The sequence below is a fragment of the Sorangium sp. So ce295 genome, from assembly GCF_051527405.1.
In the GTDB taxonomy this organism is placed as follows: Bacteria; Myxococcota_A; Polyangia; order Polyangiales; family Polyangiaceae; genus Sorangium; species Sorangium cellulosum_B.
On the sequence record NZ_CP150324.1, the window covers coordinates 10,285,659 to 10,303,110 of the forward strand.

Here is a 17,452-nt window from a genome sequence, read left to right on the forward strand (position 1 = left end):
GGCGGGAGGCTAGCTGCGCTCGGTCTCGGGGGGCAAGGGAGGCGTCGAGACCGCCGAGACCGCCGGGACCGCCGGGACCGCCGCGGCCCGCCGGCGCAGCATCCACTGCGCCCCGAGCCACGTGACGACGCCAGCGCCGAGGCCGAGCCAGGCGGACGCCGCGGGCGCGCCGGCGCGCTCCACCAGGAACGCCCCGCCGAGCAACGTCCCGCACAGGCCCACCGTGAGGGCCAGGTTGTCGGCGGCCGAGAGCCGGCCGACGAAACGATCCGGCGAGAGCCGCTGGATCTCCGTGCTCGACAGCACCCAGTTCGCCCCGCTGCCCAGGCCCCACACGAGCACGACCGCGAGCAGCGCCGCCGGGTGGCGGGTCACCGCGAACACCGCGATCGCCCCGAACGTGACCCAGACGGCCCCGGTCGCCGCGAGCTCGCCCCGCAGGCCGCGGCGGACCAGCGCGACGCCGACCAGCGGGCCGACCCCGGTGCCCGCGCCGCGCACGCACTGGAGGACGCCCAGCGTGAGCGCGCCCGTGCCCGCGAAGGGGAGCTGCGTCGCGACCAGGTTGAGCAAGAGGAGCGCCCCGCCGTTCGCCATGTGGACCGGCGTCTTCGCGAGCACCGCGGCGAGCAGCGGAGGCCGCTCCCACGCGTGCCGCCACGCGAGGACCATGTCGCGGCGCACCGACGCGAGCGCCGACAGCATGCCGCCCTCCGACGGCCGCCCCTCCGCCACCATCGGGGGGAGCCCCCGGAGGAACAGCGCCGCCAGGCCGAACGACGCCGCGTCCAGGGCGAGCGCCGCCGCAGGGCCGAGCCCCGCGATCAGGCCCCCGACCGCCATCCCGACCGCGAACATGACGCTCCACGTCGCCGACGTGATCGCGTTCGCCTCGAGCAGCTCGTCCTCCTCGACCACATGGCGCAGCACCGCGCTCTGCGCCGGCAAGCGCAGCGCGCCCACCGACGCGCGCGCGAAGACGAGGACCTGCACCCCGACCACGCTGCCGGCGACCGCGGCCCCCAGCATCCCGAGCGTGAGCGCGCCCTGCGCCACGCTCGTCGCGACGAGCAGCCACCGCCGATCCAGCCGGTCCGCAAGCACCCCCGCCACCGGCGCGAACAGCGCGATGGGGAGGTGATGCCCCACCATCACCAGCGCGAGCGCCACGACCCCGCCCCCCTCGCCCCCCAGCGCGAGCAGGCTCACAGCGACGAAGCTCATCCAGTCGCCCAGCAGCGAGACGACCTCGCTCATCCAGACGCGACGGAACGCAGGACGGCAACGGAGCAGGAACAGGCCAGGACGGCGCTCCGGGCGCCTGCCGCTGTTCATCCAGGGCACACCATGCTAATCGCGCTCTGTCTCATGCGGATCTGCGCCATCATTCCCGCCTACCAGGCCGAGCGCAACGTGGGGGACGTCACACGGGAGGCGCTCCGGGTCCACGGCCTGGCCGGCACCGTCATCGTGGTGGACGACGGGTCGAGCGACAGGACGGCCGAGCGGGCGCGCGCGGCGGGCGCCACGGTGCTGAGCCACCCGGAGAACCTGGGCAAGGGCGCCGCCCTGCGCACCGGGATGGAGTTCGCCCTCGCCGCAGGCTTCGACGTCGCGGTCACGATCGACGCGGACGGACAGCACCCGCCGGAGGAGGCGCGGCGCCTCATCGAGGCCGACGCCGACCCCGAGGCGCTGGTGCTCGGCATCCGGGATCTCGTGGGCGCAGGCGCGCCGCGCGCGAACCAGATGTCGAACCGGATCTCGAACTTCTTCCTCTCCCTCTTCGCCGGCCGCCCCTTCGCGGACACCCAGTGCGGCCTGCGCCGCTACCCGCTCCGGACGACGCTGTCGCTCGGCGCCCGCGACGAGGGGTACGCCTTCGAGGCGGAGATCCTCCTGCGCGCGGTGGCCGCCGGCGTCCGCCTTGTCGAGGCGCCGATCCGGGTCATCTACCCGCCCGAGGGCGAGCGGCTCACCCACTTCGACAGCGTGCGCGATCCGGCGCGGATCATCCGCCGGGTGGTGGCGACGCTCGCGCTCACGCGCGGGCTCCGCCACGTGCCGACCGAGCCGGTGCTGGCCCCCGACCCCGTCCGCCCGGCCGCGGCGAGCGCGCTCGCCACGGAGCTCGACCCCCACCCGCGGCAGCCGGCGACGGCGCCTCCCTGATTTGCGGCCGCCGCGCCTCGCACGCCACCGCCGCAAGCTCCTCGCGGCCGCCGCGCTCCTCGCCGCGCCGGTCCTCGCGCACCTCGGCATCGCCGCCGCGACGCGGATCGAGCCGCCCCCGATCCGCGCGGCCGCCGGCGAGCCCGAGGCGAGGCCGGGGGGGCTGCGCGTGCTCGGCCCGGCCTACGTGCGCCCTCGCGGGCGGATCCTCGAGGCGCGCCTCTCCGGGTCGCCGGAGGAGATCGGGCACCAGCACGGGCGGCTCTTCTACCCGGAGATGGTCAAGAACGAGGGGACCCTCTACGAGCAGTTCCACCACTACGTGCCGGTCGCCCCGCTCCGGTGGCTCATCATGGACCTGTCGCGCCTCGAGTTCCGCGGCGTCGACGAGGGCATGACCGACGGCGTGCGGCGCGAGATCGCCGCGCAGGCCCGCGCCTTCTCGCCCGACCCGTTCGACGGCGTCCTCCCCACGTACCACCGCTTCGTCTTCCTCCAGTCGCTCTACGACATCGCGCTCTCGTTCGAGCACTCGCCGCTCATCGGCTGCACGAGCTTCGCGCTCACCGGGACGGCCTCGGCGGACGGGCACGCGGTGCTCGCCCGCAACTTCGACTTCGAGGCCGGGCCCGTCTTCGACGAGGGCAAGGCGGTGTTCCTCGTCCACGAGCAGGGGAAGATCCCGTACGCCTCGGTGTCCTGGCCCGGCCTGATCGGCGCGGTGACGGGGATGAACGCCGCGGGCCTCGCGCTCGTCGTCCACGGCGGGCGGGCCGGCGAGCCGCGGGCGGCAGGCGAGCCGGTCGTCCACACGATGCGCGAGGTGCTCGGCCGCGCGCGGAGCGTCGACGAGGCGCTCGCGATCCTCGAGGCGCGCGCGCCGATGGTCTCCCACCTCGTGATGCTCGTCGACGCGGGCGGCGAGGCGGCGATCGCCGAGCGGGCGCCCGGCGCGCCGCTGCACGCGCGCCGGGGCCGCGGCAAGGTCCCGCTCACCAACCACTTCGAGGGGCCGCTCGCGGGCGATCCGCGCAACCTCCGCGTCCAGGCCGAGACCTCGACCCGCCCGCGGCGCGACCGCCTCGACGAGCGGCTCGCGGCGTTGCCCGAGGGCGCGACGATCGAGGCGGCGATCGACGTCCTGCGCGACCGGCGCGGGCGCGGCGGCGCGCCCCTGCCGCTCGGCGACCGGCGCGCGATCGACGCGCTCATCGCCACCCACGGGGTCGTCATGGACGCCACGGCGCGCGTCCTCTGGGTCAGCGAAGGCCCCCACCTCGCGGGCCGCTTCCTGCGCTTCGACCTCACCCGGCTGCTCAGCCCCACGTTCGACCCGGCGCTCGACACCGCCGAGCCCGACGCCATGCCCGAGGATCCGCTGCTCACGAGCGGCGACTACGCCGCCTGGGAGCGCGCGGGCTCACCCCACGAAGGCGGGGAGCGCGGCAACGACAATCCTTAAATAAGCAACGACAATCCTTAAATAAACAGACGCAACCAAATAACCGCTCCGTCCCTCGCGCAAGCGCGGCGGCGCCGCCTCCATGCCGTGACGCGGAGGTGGCAAGCGTGGCGAGCGAGCGCGACAGCCCCGCGCCCGGGACGCGCCTCATCCCACAGCGAGCACGAAAGCGCCGCGCCCGCGAGGATCCTCCCCGCAGCGCAGCGGCGACACACCCGGCGCGAAATCGCAAGTTTTCGGCGTGGTTTCGGGGTGCCCTCTCTCCCACGCCCATACACCGGAGGTGGGACACCTCTCGTCCGGCGTGGCCTTACCGCAAGATTGCCTAGCGCGACCTTCCGTCCGACAATGCGATTCGGGGCGCCAAGGTCGCGGCATCGGAGCGGCGACCGGGTCGACCAGACCATGACGGACATCAACCTGATCAACACGACCCTCGATCAACGGTACGTCATCCTCGGGCTGCTCGGGGAAGGCGGGATGGGGGCGGTCTACGAGGCACGGCACCTGGGCACCGGCCGCCGCGTCGCCGTCAAGGTGATCACGAGCAAGCTCGCGCAGGACGAGGCGGTGATGGCCCGCTTCGAGCGCGAGGCCAGGGCGGCCGGCGCGATCGACAGCGAGCACATCGCGAGCGTGCTCGATAGCGGCAGGGACCGCGCGACCGGCCTGCCCTTCCTCGTGATGGAGCTGCTCAACGGCGAGGACGTCGACCAGATGCTCCGGCGGCTCGGCCCCTTGCCGCCCGAGCTCGCGCTCTGCATCGTGGCCCAGGCGTGCATGGGCCTCATCAAGGCGCACGACGCGCGCGTCCTCCACCGCGACATCAAGCCCGCCAACCTGTTCCTGGCGCGGCGCGACGGGGGCGAGTACGCGGTCAAGCTCCTCGACTTCGGCGTCGCCAAGATCCAGGACGACACCTTCGAGCAGCAGAAGGAGCTCACGGCCACGAGCAACCTGATCGGCTCGCCCATCTACATGTCGCCCGAGCAGGCGCGCAACATGCGGGACGTCGACGGCCGGACCGACGTCTGGTCGCTCGGCATCGTCCTCTTCAAGATGCTCGCCGGGCGCACCCCCTACAGGAACTCGCGGGGGCTCGGCGAGCTCATCGTCGCGATCTGCTCGACCCCGGCGCCGCCCATCCAGACGCTGGCGCCCTGGGTGCCCTACGAGGTCTCCGAGATCGTCCAGCGCGCGCTCCAGATCGACAGGAACCTGCGCTTCCAGAGCGCGGCGGAGATGCTCGACGAGTGCCGGATGCTCCTGCCGCACGGCATCTCGATCCACGAGAGCATGCTGCGGCCCCTGCCCGACTCGGTGCAGGCCGACATCCCGCCGCCCTCGCAGGGGCCGCCGAACCCCGACGCCTCGACGCGGCGCCCGCCCACGCCCGTGGGGACGCCCCGCAGCCGCACGCCGACGCCCGGGAGCACGTCCCGCAGCTGGCCGGACCCCGGCGACTTCTCGACGCGGCGCCCGCCCACGCCCGTGGGGACGCCCCGCAGCTGGCCCGAGCACGTCACGCACAGCGGGGCCCTCGGCCAGAGCGGTCACCACCACGCGACCCAGAGCGGTCACCACCACGCGACCCAGAGCGGCCACCACGTGACCCCGCACGGCCTCCTGATCCGCGGGCTCCCGGACGGCCCGCCGCCGTCGAGGACGGTCTCGGGCACCTCCGTGCCCTTCCACAAGACGATCATCGTGGCGGGCGACCAGCCCACCGCCCACGTGCGCCCCCGCAGCAGGGCGGCCCCGCTCGTGGTGGCGGCGGCGCTGGTCGCGGCGACGGGCGCCGGCGTCGGCGCCTGGCTGGTGCAGAAGACGACGGCGTCCGCGTCCGCCCCGGCGACCGGCGAGACGCAGCCCGCGCCGGCGGCCGCCGCCCCGGCCGCGCCCACCGCGGCGCCGGGCGCGTCCGCCGCGGCCGAGCCGGCCGTGCAGATCGATCCGGAGCGGCTCGGGAGCTTCAACCCGCTGCCGGCGGTCATCACGTCCTCGAGCAACCCGCTCACGGACGAGAAGATCAACCTCGGCCGGATGCTCTACTACGAGACGCGGATCTCGAAGAACCACGACCTCTCGTGCAACTCGTGCCACCCGCTCGACCGCTACGGCGCGGACGGCGCCAAGGTGTCGATCGGGCACGCGCACCAGAGCGGCCGCCGCAACACGCCGAGCGTGTACAACTCCGCGGGGTTCTTCTCGCTCATGTGGGACGGGCGCTTCGACAACGTCGAGGCCCAGGCCAACGGGCCGATGATGAACCCGAGCGAGATGGCGATGACGCCGGTGCGGCTGGAGGCGACGCTGCGCTCCATCCCCGAGTACGTGAAGGCGTTCGGCAGGGCGTTCCCGAGCGATCCGTGGCCCGTCAACGCCAACAACACCGCGAAGGCGCTCGGCGCGTTCGAGCGCAAGCTGATCACGCGCGGGCGGTGGGACCTGTTCCTGGAGGGGGAGCCCGAGGCCCTGACCAACGCGGAGAAGGAAGGGTTCAACACCTTCGTCGAGGTCGGCTGCGTGACGTGCCACTTCGGCCCGCACGTCGGGGCGACGATGTTCCAGAAGCTCGGCCTCGTGCGGTCGTGGCCCGACACGATGGACCGCGGCGTCTTCGAGATCACGAAGAAGCAGGCTGATTTCATGGTCTTCCGGGTGCCGACGCTCCGCAACGTGGCCATGACGGCGCCGTACTTCCACGACGGGTCCGTCTCGTCGCTGCAAGAGGCGGTGCGGCTCATGGGCAAGCACCAGCTCGGCAAGGACCTGTCCCATGCGCAGGTCGAGCAGATCGTCGTGTGGCTCAAGTCCCTGACGGGCGATCTCCCGAAGGAATACATCGCGAAGCCGGACCTGCCGGAGAGCGGGCCCAACACGCCGAAGCCCATTGCGGATTGAGCGCGGCCCGCTCGTCTGACATGACCATGTCAGAGGACGAGGCGAGGATGCAGCGACGATCTTTCCTGATGGGGCTCGCGGCGTGCGGCGGGGCGCTGTCGATCGGCAGCCACGCGCGCCGCGCGCGCGCGGACGAGGTGGGCGACGCGCTCGCCGAGATCACGCGGGCGCGCGCGTCGGTGAAGACGCTGGTCGCGCCGTTCACCCAGGAGCGGAGCATCGGCCTGCTGGCGACGGCGGTGAAGAGCGACGGCGAGATGACGCTGGTGCTGCCCGACCGGCTCCGGTGGGAGCTGAAGCCGCCGGACGCGATCACCTACTGGATCACGCCCGAGGGGTTCGGCTTCGCGACGCCGAAGGGCGCGGCGGGCGCGGGGCGCGGCGCGGCGGGGCGCTTCGGGGCGGTGCTGTCGGACCTCCTGGTGCTGCTCGGCGGCGATCTCGGGAAGCTGCGGGCGCGCTACGATCTGTCGATCCCGAGCCGCGCGGACGGGATCACGCTGGCGGCGCGGCCGCGGGCCGAGGAGGTCGCGAAGCACGTGCGCAGCCTCGAGATGACCTCGGGGCCGGAGCTGTGGTCGGTGCGGCGCGTGGTCATCGAGGAGCGGAACGGCGACCGGAGCGTCATCGCGTTCGGCAAGGTGGCGCGGGACGTGAGCGTGGATCCGGCGCGGATGAAGGCGCCGAAGCAGGGCTGAGCGGGCGCCGAGCGCGTGCCCGGCGGCGCGCGGGGCAGCGCCGGGCCGCCCGGCCCCCCGGGACACGGAAGCAGAAAAGAACGCGGGCGTCGCGGCGCTAGAACACCTATCACGTCAAAACCCGGAGAATTTTCACAGGGAGGCGGGGAGGCGGGGAGGAAGAAGAAATGAATTTCTCCCTCTTGCTGTCTCTCGCTCCCCGCCTCCCCGCCTCCCTGTGAAATTCCTGCTTTTTCTCGTGGTTTCAACCCGTTTGTCGCTCTAGGTGAAGATCAGCACTCGCACTCGTCCTCCCCTTCATAGGACTTGGCGACGAAGCTCATGTCGTACGGGTAGCTCGCCTCGGGCGGCCCATAGACGCGGAGCAGCAGATCGTTCGCCGAATCCGCGCCCCCTCCGTCGAGCCATACGCGTCCATGATCGCTCTCCTCAGCCCCGAGGAGCTCCATCGTGGCAGCGCTGTAGACCTCCACGATCAACGTGTTCTCCGGGCCGGGGGGCGGAGTGTACTGCTCACAACCCGAGCCGCACAGCCCTGCCCCGGAGGCCAGGACACGAAGGCTCCAGTTGACCTCCTCGATCCCGAGAGAGGTGGTGTCGAGCAGGTACCAGTCCTCGTCGCCCTGGCAGAGGACGAAGTCGATCTTCGAAAACCACGCGCTGGGACCGAGGCTGTCGTCGGTATGGTCATAGGCGAGCGGAGCCGCAGAGGCGGACGCGTCGTTCGCCTCGTAGGCGTCGTCTGCGCAAACAGGCTCTCCGCCGCCCCCGGTCGCGGCCCCGCCTACACCAGCCCCACCCGTGCCGCTGCCACCGCCGCCGCTGGTGGCGCCGCTGCCGCCGCTGCCGCTGGTGGCGCCGCTGCCGCCGCTGCCGCTGGTGGCGCCGCTGCCGCTGATGGCGCTGCCGCTGATGCCGGTACTGCCGCTGGCGTCGCTGCCGCCGCCGCCTTCGGCGCCTGAGCCCGCGCCATCGTCCAGCCAGCGCGAGCAAGATGTCGTTCCAAACAAAGAAGCGCAGAGCGCCGCGAACCCCATGAGACGAACCGAGCTACGAATGAGCGACATAGATAACTCCACTGGGCACAAATGAACAACCACCTCGAGGGCGAGACTTCGCCCTCGAGGCGCGAACATCGAGCGTTCGCGCAAAGCAGGCTCAGAAGCGAATCATCCGCTCACATCAATTCTTCATATTTCACGACTCTCTCCTTTCTCATGGCGCCATCCACGCCGCGGCGTATCCTTGCCGGCGATGGATCCGCATCGCTCGATCGCCTCTCATCGCGCTCGTGGTGGCCGCCGCCCTCACCATCCTCATTCGATGAGCTCGCGCGCCTTTCGCGGCACTCGCTTCCGGAGCATCGCGTGGGGCGCTGCGCTCGCCGCCGTCCTGGGGTGCCGTTCGTCGCCGCCTCCGCCGGCCCGCCAGGAGGTCATCGACATCCATGTGCACCTGACGGAGGCCAGCGCGGTGGCACCATTGCTCGCGCACATGGCCAAGCATCACGTCGATCGCGCCGTCATCCTGGCGAGCCCGGACCTGACCAGCGGCCGCGGCGGCGCTGGCCTCTCCGGCTACCGCGCGGGCAACGACATCGTCCTCGACGCCGCGGCGGCTCACCGTGGAAAGCTCATTCCCTTCGTCACCCTGGATCTGGTTCACGACGATCTCGCGTACCTCGCCGAGCTGCGCAGCCGAGGCGCCTGCGGCGTGAAGCTTTATCAGGGGCACAACCTCTTCCATGAGCGTCCCCTCGACGACCCCTCGCACCAGGCGATGTGGCAGGCGCTCGCGGATCAGGCGGTTCCGGTTCTGCTTCATGCCAACACCGTCCGTTACAGGAGCGAGCTCGAGGCGGTCCTGCGCGCCTTCCCCGACCTGCAGCTCGTGTGCGCGCACCTCTGCGGCAGCCGCACCGACCTCGCGCGCATGGAGTCCCTGATGGAGGCGTTTCCGCGCCTCCTCGTCGACACGAGCCATGGCTCCGCCGGCCCGGCGACAGAGGGCTTCGCGAGCCTCGAGCGGGAGCGCGCCCAGCTCCTCAGGCTGTTCTCTCGCTGGCCCGAGCGCTTCCTTTTCGGGACCGATCTCGTGACCAGCGGGCTCGACCCGATGTCCATGGAGCTGTGGGACCTGCAGGTGGAGTCGAACATGGGTCTCTTGAAAGAGGACAAGTTTCGCTTCTTTCGTCAAACCGCCGATCAGCCGGCCCGCACCATCGGCACCTATCAGGGCCTTCACCTGCCCCCCGAGCTCCTCGGCCCCGCCCTCGGACAGAACGCCGCGCGATGGCTCGGCGCCTGCTTGCGCTGAGGGCCGCCTCGCGGGCCGCCGGCCGCGGCCTCAGGGGCCGAACTTCGCGAGGAAGATCGCCCGGGTAGACGTCGGAGCCACCAGCGGCCCCGTGCCAAAGTCGATGGTGCCGAGGAACGGCCCGGCGGCGTACACGTCGCCGGTCGCGTCCATGGCCGTGGAATAGCCGTACTGTTGCTCCCTGCCGCCGGTGTGCTTCACCCAGCGGACCGTGCCCGCCGCATCGAGCTTCGCGACGAAGGCATCGCCATAGGTGCAGTCCATCAGGCCCGTGCCGAAGTCGACGTCGCCGTAGATCAAGCCGGTGATCGCGAGCTCGCCGTCCACGGTCGCCGCGACGTCCAGCGCCGTCTGCGGCCCATATTGCCCGAGGCGCTTCGCCCAGAGGAGCTCGCCCGCCGGGTTCAGCTTGGTCACGAAGGCGTTGCCGCCCCACGTGACAGAGCCGGGCTCGAGAGGACCGTACCCTCCTTCGCTCACCAGCGGACCTGCGCCGAAATCCACGGTCCCGAGGAAGGTCCCGCTGATGACGACGTTTCCAGCGCCGTCGACCGCGACGCCATACGCCCTCTGGAGCGCCTCGTCGCCGAACCGCTTGCTCCAGACGTGCTCACCGTCAGCGTCGAGCTTCGCCACGAAGATATCCTCGCTGCCCGCGGTGGTCAGCGGCCCGCCGCCGAGGTCGATCGCCTCGGCGAAATAGGCGCCGAAGCTGCCGGCAAGGACGACGCTGCCCGACGCGTCGAGCGCGACGTTGTGGATCTCCGTGTAGCCGAGCTGCTTGCTCCAGAGGCAATTCCCCGCAGGGTCGAACTTCGCGATGAACGAGTCGATGTCACCAACGCTGGTCAGCGAGGCGCCGCAGACGCTGATCTGGCCCATGAACGTCCCTGCCACGACGACGTTCCCGGCTGCATCCATGGCGAGGCTGTCCGCCCATTGATCACCATCGACGCCGACCCGAGCCGACCATACGTGATCTCCGTCTGCCGTGAAGACGGCCACGAAGGCGTCGCCACCCGACTCCTGCCCCACGAGCAAACCACCTCCGAAGTCGACGCCGGTCCCGTAAACCACCCCCGTCGCGGCAATGAGCCCCGCCTGGTTGACCGCGACGTCATGCGGGTAGACGGAACCGGGGAATTCCTTGTGCCAGAGGGGCTCTCCTTCGCCGTCGAATCTCGCGAGGGCGAAGGCCAGGGCGCCCCCGGTCGAGAGCGGACCGTCGCCGAAGTCGACGCCATCGGCAACCGTCGTCGCGACGACGAGGTTGCCGGGGTCGTCCACGGCGATGCGGCTGCCCACCCAGACGTGGGGTTGGCGTGGGTTCGCGGCGAAGTGCCGGCTCCACAGAGGATCGCCATTGCCGACGGCGCCGCCGGCACCTGCGCCGCCGCTGCCGCCTGCGCCGCCGCTGCCGCCTGCGCCACCGGCGCCTGCGCCACCGCTGCTGACGGCGGCGTCGCTGCCGCCTGCGCCGCCTGCACCGCCGCTGCCGGCCCCGCCCGCTCCGGTCGCGCCACCCCCGGCGCCCTCATCGCGTATGGGATCGAGCGGGATTCTGTCGCATGCGGCGACAAGCGTCATGAGCGCGGTGCATCCAGGTACGAGGAGCTGTTTCAAGGAGGTCTCTCCGATCTCGATTGAAGAAGTGCGCGTGGCTTGCTCCTATGAATGGCCGCCTGTCGTTGCGGCGGCTCACCGCTGGACGACGACACCGAGCGAGAACGACGCGAGCGGGCTGAATGTCGAGATCACCCGTCCTGCAAACCGGATGTCGACAGGCGGGATCGCCGCGCCGCCGAGCGCACCCGCCGTGAGAACCACGGAGTCGACGAGCCGGAAACGCGCCTCGCCTCGCCCGTACACCAAGGCGGTGAACGTGGACTCGTCGCTGTCGATATAGGGCGGTCTCGCATCGCCGGACGCGCTCACGTAACCGAGACCCACGCCGGGGGAGAGGACGAGTCCGAACCGACGGCTCCTCTCGATGGGCGCGAGGGTGAGCTCGGCGCCGAAGAGCGAGCGGCGAAAGCGAACCTTGCCTTCCGACGCCTCGATGTCCGGACCGACGATCGACAGGTCCGCCAGGAGCCCGGCGCCGATCCGGGCCGAGGGCCAGATCCGGAGCGAGGCATCGAGCGCCAGCGAGGCGCCAGGCGCCTGCCATCCCGCGGCGATCGCGACGCCGACCTCGACGAGCGGGGCCCTGGGCGCCGCGGGCACCGCGAACGGCGGCGAGGGCGTCGCCCAGGCGCGGAGCGGCGGGCTCCGCCATGCCTCACCGGGCAACGCGGCGGGAGGCGCGGCGGGAGAGGGCTGGACCTGGGCCGGCGCGACGGCCGCCGGCTCCGGTGCGACGGCTCCGGCGGGGGCCCCGGCCGTCGACGCCGTCGACCGGAGCGCCCGCACCAGCTCAGCCGCGCGGAGCACCCGGGTGTCGAGCGGGCCGTCGGGCGCCACGCTCGCGACCAGGTCCGCGCGCCCGCTCGAGTCCGACCAGATCTCGATGGCTCCCCCCTCGCCTTCGGGAATGACGATGAGCAGCCCGCCGGCACCAGCCGCCGCCGGGCCCGCCTGGACGTGGACCTGCAGGCCCGCCGCTTCGAGCTCCTGCGAGAGCCGGTACGCCAGCGCCCCGCGCGCGCCGGCGACGACCGTGATCGGCGGCGCCTCCTCGGCGGAGCACGGCGCTGCGAACGCCACGAACGCCAGCAAAGCGACGAGCGCGCAGCCGATCGAGCTCGCCACGGCGCGCGCCCCCGGCGAGCGCAGGCGGCGCCGGCGCGGCGGCCGCGACCTCCGCGGGAGGAGGCTCGATCCAGCGTTCAGGGTGCCGAACGGATCCCTCAATCGGCCCCATGGGCGAGCGTCGCCGCGAGCCCGGCGTGGGCGCCGTTCGGGTACGCCGCGAGGTAGCGCGCGGCGAGCTCGCGGGCGCGCGCGCGGAGCTGGAGGTTCCTCGCGCACTCTATCGAGCGGCCGAGTGCCTCCGGCGCGAGCGCGCCCCGCGGCCTCTCCGCGAGGTACACGGCGAACCAGCGCTCGGCCTCCGCCCAGGCGCCGCGCCCGTCGAACGCCATGCGGCCGAGGTGGTACGCCGCAGCGGCCGCGGCGTCGCTCCCGGCAAACCGCTGCCGCGCCGCCTCGTAGAACCTGGCCGCGACGTCCGGCTTGCGCGAGAGCCGCGCCGCGGAGCCGAGATCGACGAGCTCCGCGCCGCCGGCGCGCCCGAGCACCGTGTCGATGCCCAGGAGCTCCACGTCCGCGAGCGCCTCGCCGAGCTTGCCCGCGGCGAGGTGCGCGCGCCAGCGCTCGGCGGGGGCGTCGGCCAGGGGCTCATCCGCGCGGGGCCGCGGCGAGCCAAGGGCGGGTGGCGCGGGGGCGGGCGCGGGCGCGGATGCGGCGGCGCTCGCGCCCGGGAGGGGCGCGGGAGGCTGCGCGGAGGGGGTGGCCTCCGGATCAGGCGCCGGCGACGACGCCCGCGGCGCGGCGGATCGAGGAGCCGCGCACGCCAGCCGCGTCGCTTCGGGGGCGGCGAGGGCGCGCCCCGAGGGGTCGACGCAGGGGCCCAGGATGCGCACGCGGCCGGTGATCATCGAGACCGTGAGCTCCTCGGCTTCCGTGTTCCACGTGATGTCGAACTCGGTGCCGATCACGTGGACCTCGAAAGGCCCCCCGGCCACGACCCACCGGGTGTCGTCGCGATGCACGACACGCACGCGCAGCGAGCCGCGCTCCAGGAGGACGCTCGCGCCCCGGGGGCCGACCTCGGTCACGCGGGCGCGCGTCCCGGGCGCGAGGTCCACGCGCGACCCGTCCGAGAAATCGAGCCCGACCTGCGACGCGTCCGCCGCCACCCACCGGCCGACGGCGCCCGGCGCCCCCGCGACCTGGTAGGTCAACGGATCTCCCGGCCGGAAGAGCACGAACCAGAGGACCGAAGCGGCGACGCACGCCGCAGCGAGCGCGACGCCGAGCCGCCGCGAGCGGGGTGCCGCCCCGGCGCTCAGCGAGAGCGCGGCCTCCTTGCGGTAGATCGCCTCGAGTCGATCCGTGGTCGACGGCCGCACCCGCCGCTCGAGCGCGGCATCCTGGTGCGCGGCGACCCGGCGCCCCACGGCCGCGACGTCTTTGGTCCTCAGGTCCATCGGTCGCCCTCCGCGAGCCAGGAAGACAGCACTTCGTCCTTCTTGCAGCGCTCGACGAACGCGAGCTCCGCGCGCTGGATCCGGCGCTTGACGGTGGCGAGCGACACCTTGCACGCAGCGGCCACCTCCGCGAGCTCCTGGCCCTCGACGATGCGCAGCGTGAAGGCCAGCCGATCGTCGGCGTCGAGCGTCTCCAGGGCGCGGTAGAAGGCACGCACGCCCTGCCGGGCCTCCGGATCGGCGCTGGCCGCGACCTCCGGCAGCTCGTCGCTCGCGAAGAACGCGAGCCAGCGGTGCCTGCGCCTCTTGCGGAGCGCCTCGCGCGCGACGAACACGGTGACGCTTGTGATGAAGGGCTTCAGCGCGTCGGGCTCGCGCACGTCGTCGATGCGGGAGAACACCCGGGCGAACACGTCCTGGACCAGATCCTCGAGGCTCCGGACGTCGCCCAGGATGCGAAACAGCATCCGCTCGACGAGGCCCGCATAGGTGTCGAGCAGGCGGCGCTCCGCCGCGGGGTTCCGAGCGTGCAGGCCGCGCAGGATGTCGGGTGAGGTGACCTGCGCGCCGGCAGGGCGGTCCGGCGGGCGGGGCTTTCCAACGACGCGGAGGTGCACGGACATGGGGGGCAGCCTCTAAGATGGCCGGCCTCCGCCGCAACGGCTCAGGGCGGGCGTGCGGCGACGCCCTGCGCTCCCGCCCGGCGAGCTGATGCATGAGCGCTGGCGCGCGAGGCGAGGGCGGGCTTTGCAGGGCGGGACCGAGACCGCCGAGGCAGGATTGATCGGGTTTCGAGCGTTTTGATTCGGCTATCTTCGGAACGCTCGCCGCCGGTCCGGGGCGACGGGGAAGGAGCCGAGCTCGATGATCAGCCGAAGCACGTGGGGGGCGATCTTCGCCGTGGCGCTCGCCACGGCCTGTGAGAGTGAAGACTCGCCGAGCGGGGTGTCTGGAGCAGGCGGCGGCGCCGGCAGCGGGGGTTCTTCGGCCAGCGGCTCGGGCAGCGCCGGTGTGACGAGCGGCGGCGGCGCTGCCAGCGCCGGCTCGTCGGGCGTGACGGCTGCCAGCTCCGGCGCTGGCGGCGACGGAGGCGCTGGCGGCGGCGGAGGCGGAGGCATGAGCGCGACGCCGAGCGCGGGCTGCGAAAAGGCACCGAGCCAGGCGCTCAACGAATGGGTCGAGCAGCCCGCGAAGACCATCGCGTCGGTCGAGCGGCATTGGTGGGTGCGGCTGCCCGAAAACTATGAGCCGACGCGCGCCTATCCCGTCGTCTTCATGTTCCACGGCTGCTCGAGCGCGACGAACAACGTCCCGATGCAGAACGTGACCGGCGACGACGCGATCCTGGTGCGCGGCGCCGGCGTCTCCGACGGCGTCTGCTGGGATGCCTCGTCGAACGGACCGGATCTGACCTTCTTCGATGAGATGCTGGCGGACGTGCTCGCGAACACCTGCGCGGACACGTCGCGCGTGTTCGCGGCGGGCTACAGCAGCGGCTCCTGGCTCATCAACATGCTCGAGTGCAAGCGCGGCGACAAACTCCGCGCGACCGGCACGGTCTCGGGCGGCACGCCGGGCACGCCGCGCGATTGCGTGGGGCGGGTGGCGCGCATCTTCATCCACGACGCGGACGACGAGGACAACACGATCGACCGCAATCACGCCGAGCGCGATCGCCTCCTCGAGCTGAACCATTGCGACGCCGAGGCCGCGCCGGTGCCGGAGGACCCCGCGCCGTGCGCTCGCTATCAGGGCTGCGACGCGGGCTATCCGGTGATCTGGTGCGAGACGAGCGGCAAGGGCCACGACCGGCAAGACGCGCTCGCGCCCGGCGCCTTCTGGGGCCTGTTCTCGGAGCTCTGACGGGCGCGCCCGGCGCGCGGAGGCGAACTCCCGATCATGCTTTGACCGGCGCCTCGGGATCCGCTCACGCGCCGGGCACCGCCGCGACCTCGATCAGCGCTGGCTCCAGCGCACCCGCTCGGTGGCCGAGGCCCCTCGCGCCGGAGGGCTCGTGCGCCCGCCAGAGATCCATCATCCGGCGATACGCCCCGCCGCGGCGGAGGAGCGCCGCGGGCGGGCCCTGCTCGACGACGCGCCCGCCCTCGATGACGACGACGCGGTCGGCGCGCAGGGTGGTGGAGAGCCGGTGCGCGATGAGCAGCGTCGTGCGGCCCCGCGAGAGCCCCTCGATGGCCCGCTGCACCGCGGTCTCGCTCTCGATATCGAGGCTGCTCGTGGGCTCGTCGAGGATCACGACCGACGGGTCCTTGAGCAGCGTGCGCGCGATCGCGAGGCGCTGCCGCTCCCCGCCCGAGAGCGCCACGCCGCCGCGGCCGACGAGGGTCTGGTACCCGAGGGGGAGCCGCTCGATGAACTCCTCCGCGCAGGCGGCGCGCGCCGCGGCGTGGAGCGCCTCGCTCGTCGCGTCGGGCGAGCCATAGCGGAGGTTCGCCTCGATGGTGTCCTCGAAGAGGAACGGCTCCTGCGTGACGATGCCGAGCTTCCGCCGGAGCGCGCGCTGCGACAGCGCCCGGAGGTCGAGCCCGTCGATGCGGATCGCCCCGGAGGTCGGATCGTGCAGCCGCAGGAGCAGATCGGCGAGCGTGCTCTTGCCGGCGCCGCTCGGGCCCACGACCGCCACGAACTCGCCGGCCCGGATCGAGAGCGAGACCCCGTCGATGACCGCCCGCCCGGCGGCGTGCTGGTAGCGGAAGCTCACCTGGTCGAGCTCGAGGTCGCCCCGGATGTGCTCCGGGCTCAACGCGCGCTCCGGATCGGCGACAGCGACCTCGGCGTCGAGCACGCCGAAGATCGCCGCCAGGCCGACCTCGGCGCGGCGCGCCGTCTCGTAGACGCCGAGGAGCGTCTGCGCAGGGCCATAGAGGCCGCCGACATAGCCGAGGAACGCGACGAGCGTTCCCACGCCGAGCTCCCCGCGGAGGACAAGGAGGCCCCCCACGCCGAGCAGCGCCACACGGCCGATGTTGACGCAGACGCTCCGGCCCGCGGAGAGCCGCGTCTGGAGGCGGATGCTCTGGAGCACCTCGCCCTGCGCCTCCTCGACGGAGCGGATGAACCGGGCATGCTCGTCCGCCTCGCGCGCGAACGCCTTGACCGTCTTGATGCCCGAGAGCACCTGCTGAAAGCGGTTGTAGATCCCGCACCAGCGGTCGAGCACCTCGCGCTCGCGCTCCACGAGGCGCGCTGTCGTCGCCCTGCCGAGAAGGAGCGGAGGCACGATGAACCCGACCGCGACCAGCGCGAGCAGCGGGCTCAGCCGGAGCATGATCCCGAGCGAGACCACGAGGTAGACGAGCGCGGGGAAGAGCTGGAACGCGACCGAAGCAAGGCAGTCCATGAGCGACGTGATGCCGCGATCGACCCGCGTCATCGTCTCTCCGACGCCCCTCTCCTGATGGTACGAGAGGGGCAGCGCGTGCAGCCGCGCGGTGGTCTCGTCGAGCAGGTCGCGGTTGATGCGGAGCCGCACCCGCCACACGGCGAGCGCCCCCAGGCCCTCCGCGATCTGCCGGAGGACGACGAGCGCGCACAGGGCGAGCGTCAGCCAGGCGAGGGCCCGGGCGCTCTGCTCCACGGGCGCGGCCGGCCCGCTCCCGGGGCCGAAGGCGCCGGCGCTCGCCGAGATCTGGTCGAAGATCGCGCGGTGCGCGAGCGGCTCGAGCGCGGGCAGGCCGCCCGAGAGGAGCGTGAGCGCGAGGCACACGGAAAGTCTCGCGCGATGGGGG

General features: G+C 72.6%; 13 protein-coding genes. 6 read left to right on the forward strand and 7 right to left on the reverse strand.

Features of this window, described 5'->3' with window-relative positions; all coding sequences use genetic code 11:
- Window positions 1-9: 9 nt before the first annotated feature.
- On the reverse strand, window positions 10-1,335 hold the full coding sequence (locus tag WMF11_RS38980; RefSeq protein WP_437974393.1) for an MFS transporter: 1,326 nt from the start codon (window positions 1,333-1,335) through the stop codon (window positions 10-12).
- Window positions 1,336-1,347: 12 nt separating this feature from the next.
- Here WMF11_RS38980 and WMF11_RS38985 point away from each other — a divergent pair, with 12 nt between their 5' ends.
- The 4 genes from WMF11_RS38985 to WMF11_RS39000 all read left to right on the forward strand — a co-directional run bounded on the left by WMF11_RS38985 (window position 1,348) and on the right by WMF11_RS39000 (window position 7,236).
- Window positions 1,348-2,172, forward strand: a complete 825-nt coding sequence (locus WMF11_RS38985) for a glycosyltransferase family 2 protein (RefSeq protein WP_437974394.1) — start codon at window positions 1,348-1,350, stop codon at window positions 2,170-2,172.
- 1 nt (window position 2,173) lies between these two features.
- The gene (locus tag WMF11_RS38990) at window positions 2,174-3,634 is read left to right on the forward strand and encodes a C45 family autoproteolytic acyltransferase/hydolase (protein ID WP_437974395.1); all 1,461 of its coding nucleotides are present in this window, start codon (window positions 2,174-2,176) and stop codon (window positions 3,632-3,634) included.
- A 405-nt stretch (window positions 3,635-4,039) separates the two neighbouring features.
- On the forward strand, window positions 4,040-6,538 hold the full coding sequence (locus WMF11_RS38995; protein ID WP_437974396.1) for a cytochrome c peroxidase: 2,499 nt from the start codon (window positions 4,040-4,042) through the stop codon (window positions 6,536-6,538).
- A 47-nt stretch (window positions 6,539-6,585) separates the two neighbouring features.
- The gene (locus tag WMF11_RS39000) at window positions 6,586-7,236 is read left to right on the forward strand and encodes a LolA family protein (protein WP_012239600.1); all 651 of its coding nucleotides are present in this window, start codon (window positions 6,586-6,588) and stop codon (window positions 7,234-7,236) included.
- Between the two features lie 272 nt (window positions 7,237-7,508).
- On the opposite strand, the gene WMF11_RS39005 is transcribed toward WMF11_RS39000, so the two are convergent.
- Window positions 7,509-8,303, reverse strand: a complete 795-nt coding sequence (locus tag WMF11_RS39005) for a hypothetical protein (protein WP_437974397.1) — start codon at window positions 8,301-8,303, stop codon at window positions 7,509-7,511.
- 256 nt (window positions 8,304-8,559) lie between these two features.
- Here WMF11_RS39005 and WMF11_RS39010 point away from each other — a divergent pair, with 256 nt between their 5' ends.
- Entirely contained in the window at window positions 8,560-9,552 is a 993-nt protein-coding gene (locus WMF11_RS39010) for an amidohydrolase family protein (protein ID WP_437974398.1), read from the forward strand.
- A 30-nt stretch (window positions 9,553-9,582) separates the two neighbouring features.
- Here WMF11_RS39010 and WMF11_RS39015 read toward each other — a convergent pair whose 3' ends face one another.
- From WMF11_RS39015 to WMF11_RS39030, 4 genes are all read right to left on the reverse strand, one after another.
- Entirely contained in the window at window positions 9,583-11,175 is a 1,593-nt protein-coding gene (locus WMF11_RS39015) for a hypothetical protein (protein ID WP_437974399.1), read from the reverse strand.
- Window positions 11,176-11,250: 75 nt separating this feature from the next.
- Window positions 11,251-12,303: a hypothetical protein gene (locus tag WMF11_RS39020; protein ID WP_437974400.1), complete on the reverse strand. Its 1,053-nt coding sequence runs from the start codon at window positions 12,301-12,303 to the stop codon at window positions 11,251-11,253.
- A gap of 98 nt (window positions 12,304-12,401) precedes the next feature.
- Window positions 12,402-13,703 (reverse strand): FecR domain-containing protein, encoded by a 1,302-nt coding sequence (locus WMF11_RS39025; protein WP_437974401.1) that lies wholly within the window; start codon window positions 13,701-13,703, stop codon window positions 12,402-12,404.
- Entirely contained in the window at window positions 13,694-14,326 is a 633-nt protein-coding gene (locus tag WMF11_RS39030) for an RNA polymerase sigma factor (RefSeq protein ID WP_437974402.1), read from the reverse strand. The genes WMF11_RS39025 and WMF11_RS39030 overlap by 10 nt, the downstream gene beginning before the upstream one ends.
- A gap of 241 nt (window positions 14,327-14,567) precedes the next feature.
- Here WMF11_RS39030 and WMF11_RS39035 point away from each other — a divergent pair, with 241 nt between their 5' ends.
- Window positions 14,568-15,566: an alpha/beta hydrolase family esterase gene (locus tag WMF11_RS39035; protein ID WP_437974403.1), complete on the forward strand. Its 999-nt coding sequence runs from the start codon at window positions 14,568-14,570 to the stop codon at window positions 15,564-15,566.
- Between the two features lie 64 nt (window positions 15,567-15,630).
- Here the strand turns inward: WMF11_RS39035 and WMF11_RS39040 are convergent, their stop codons facing one another.
- On the reverse strand, window positions 15,631-17,430 hold the full coding sequence (locus WMF11_RS39040; RefSeq protein WP_437974404.1) for an ABC transporter ATP-binding protein: 1,800 nt from the start codon (window positions 17,428-17,430) through the stop codon (window positions 15,631-15,633).
- Window positions 17,431-17,452: the final 22 nt, after the last annotated feature.

Coding starts and splice junctions, on each gene's coding strand:
- WMF11_RS39035 (WP_437974403.1), top strand. CDS start 14,568: ATGATCAGCCGAAGCACGTGGGGGGCGATCTTCGCCGTGGCGCTCGCC.
- WMF11_RS39005 (WP_437974397.1), bottom strand. CDS start 8,303: ATGTCGCTCATTCGTAGCTCGGTTCGTCTCATGGGGTTCGCGGCGCTC.
- WMF11_RS39025 (WP_437974401.1), bottom strand. CDS start 13,703: ATGGACCTGAGGACCAAAGACGTCGCGGCCGTGGGGCGCCGGGTCGCC.
- WMF11_RS39010 (WP_437974398.1), top strand. CDS start 8,560: ATGAGCTCGCGCGCCTTTCGCGGCACTCGCTTCCGGAGCATCGCGTGG.
- WMF11_RS38980 (WP_437974393.1), bottom strand. CDS start 1,335: ATGAACAGCGGCAGGCGCCCGGAGCGCCGTCCTGGCCTGTTCCTGCTC.
- WMF11_RS38995 (WP_437974396.1), top strand. CDS start 4,040: ATGACGGACATCAACCTGATCAACACGACCCTCGATCAACGGTACGTC.
- WMF11_RS39030 (WP_437974402.1), bottom strand. CDS start 14,326: ATGTCCGTGCACCTCCGCGTCGTTGGAAAGCCCCGCCCGCCGGACCGC.
- WMF11_RS39000 (WP_012239600.1), top strand. CDS start 6,586: ATGCAGCGACGATCTTTCCTGATGGGGCTCGCGGCGTGCGGCGGGGCG.
- WMF11_RS38985 (WP_437974394.1), top strand. CDS start 1,348: ATGCTAATCGCGCTCTGTCTCATGCGGATCTGCGCCATCATTCCCGCC.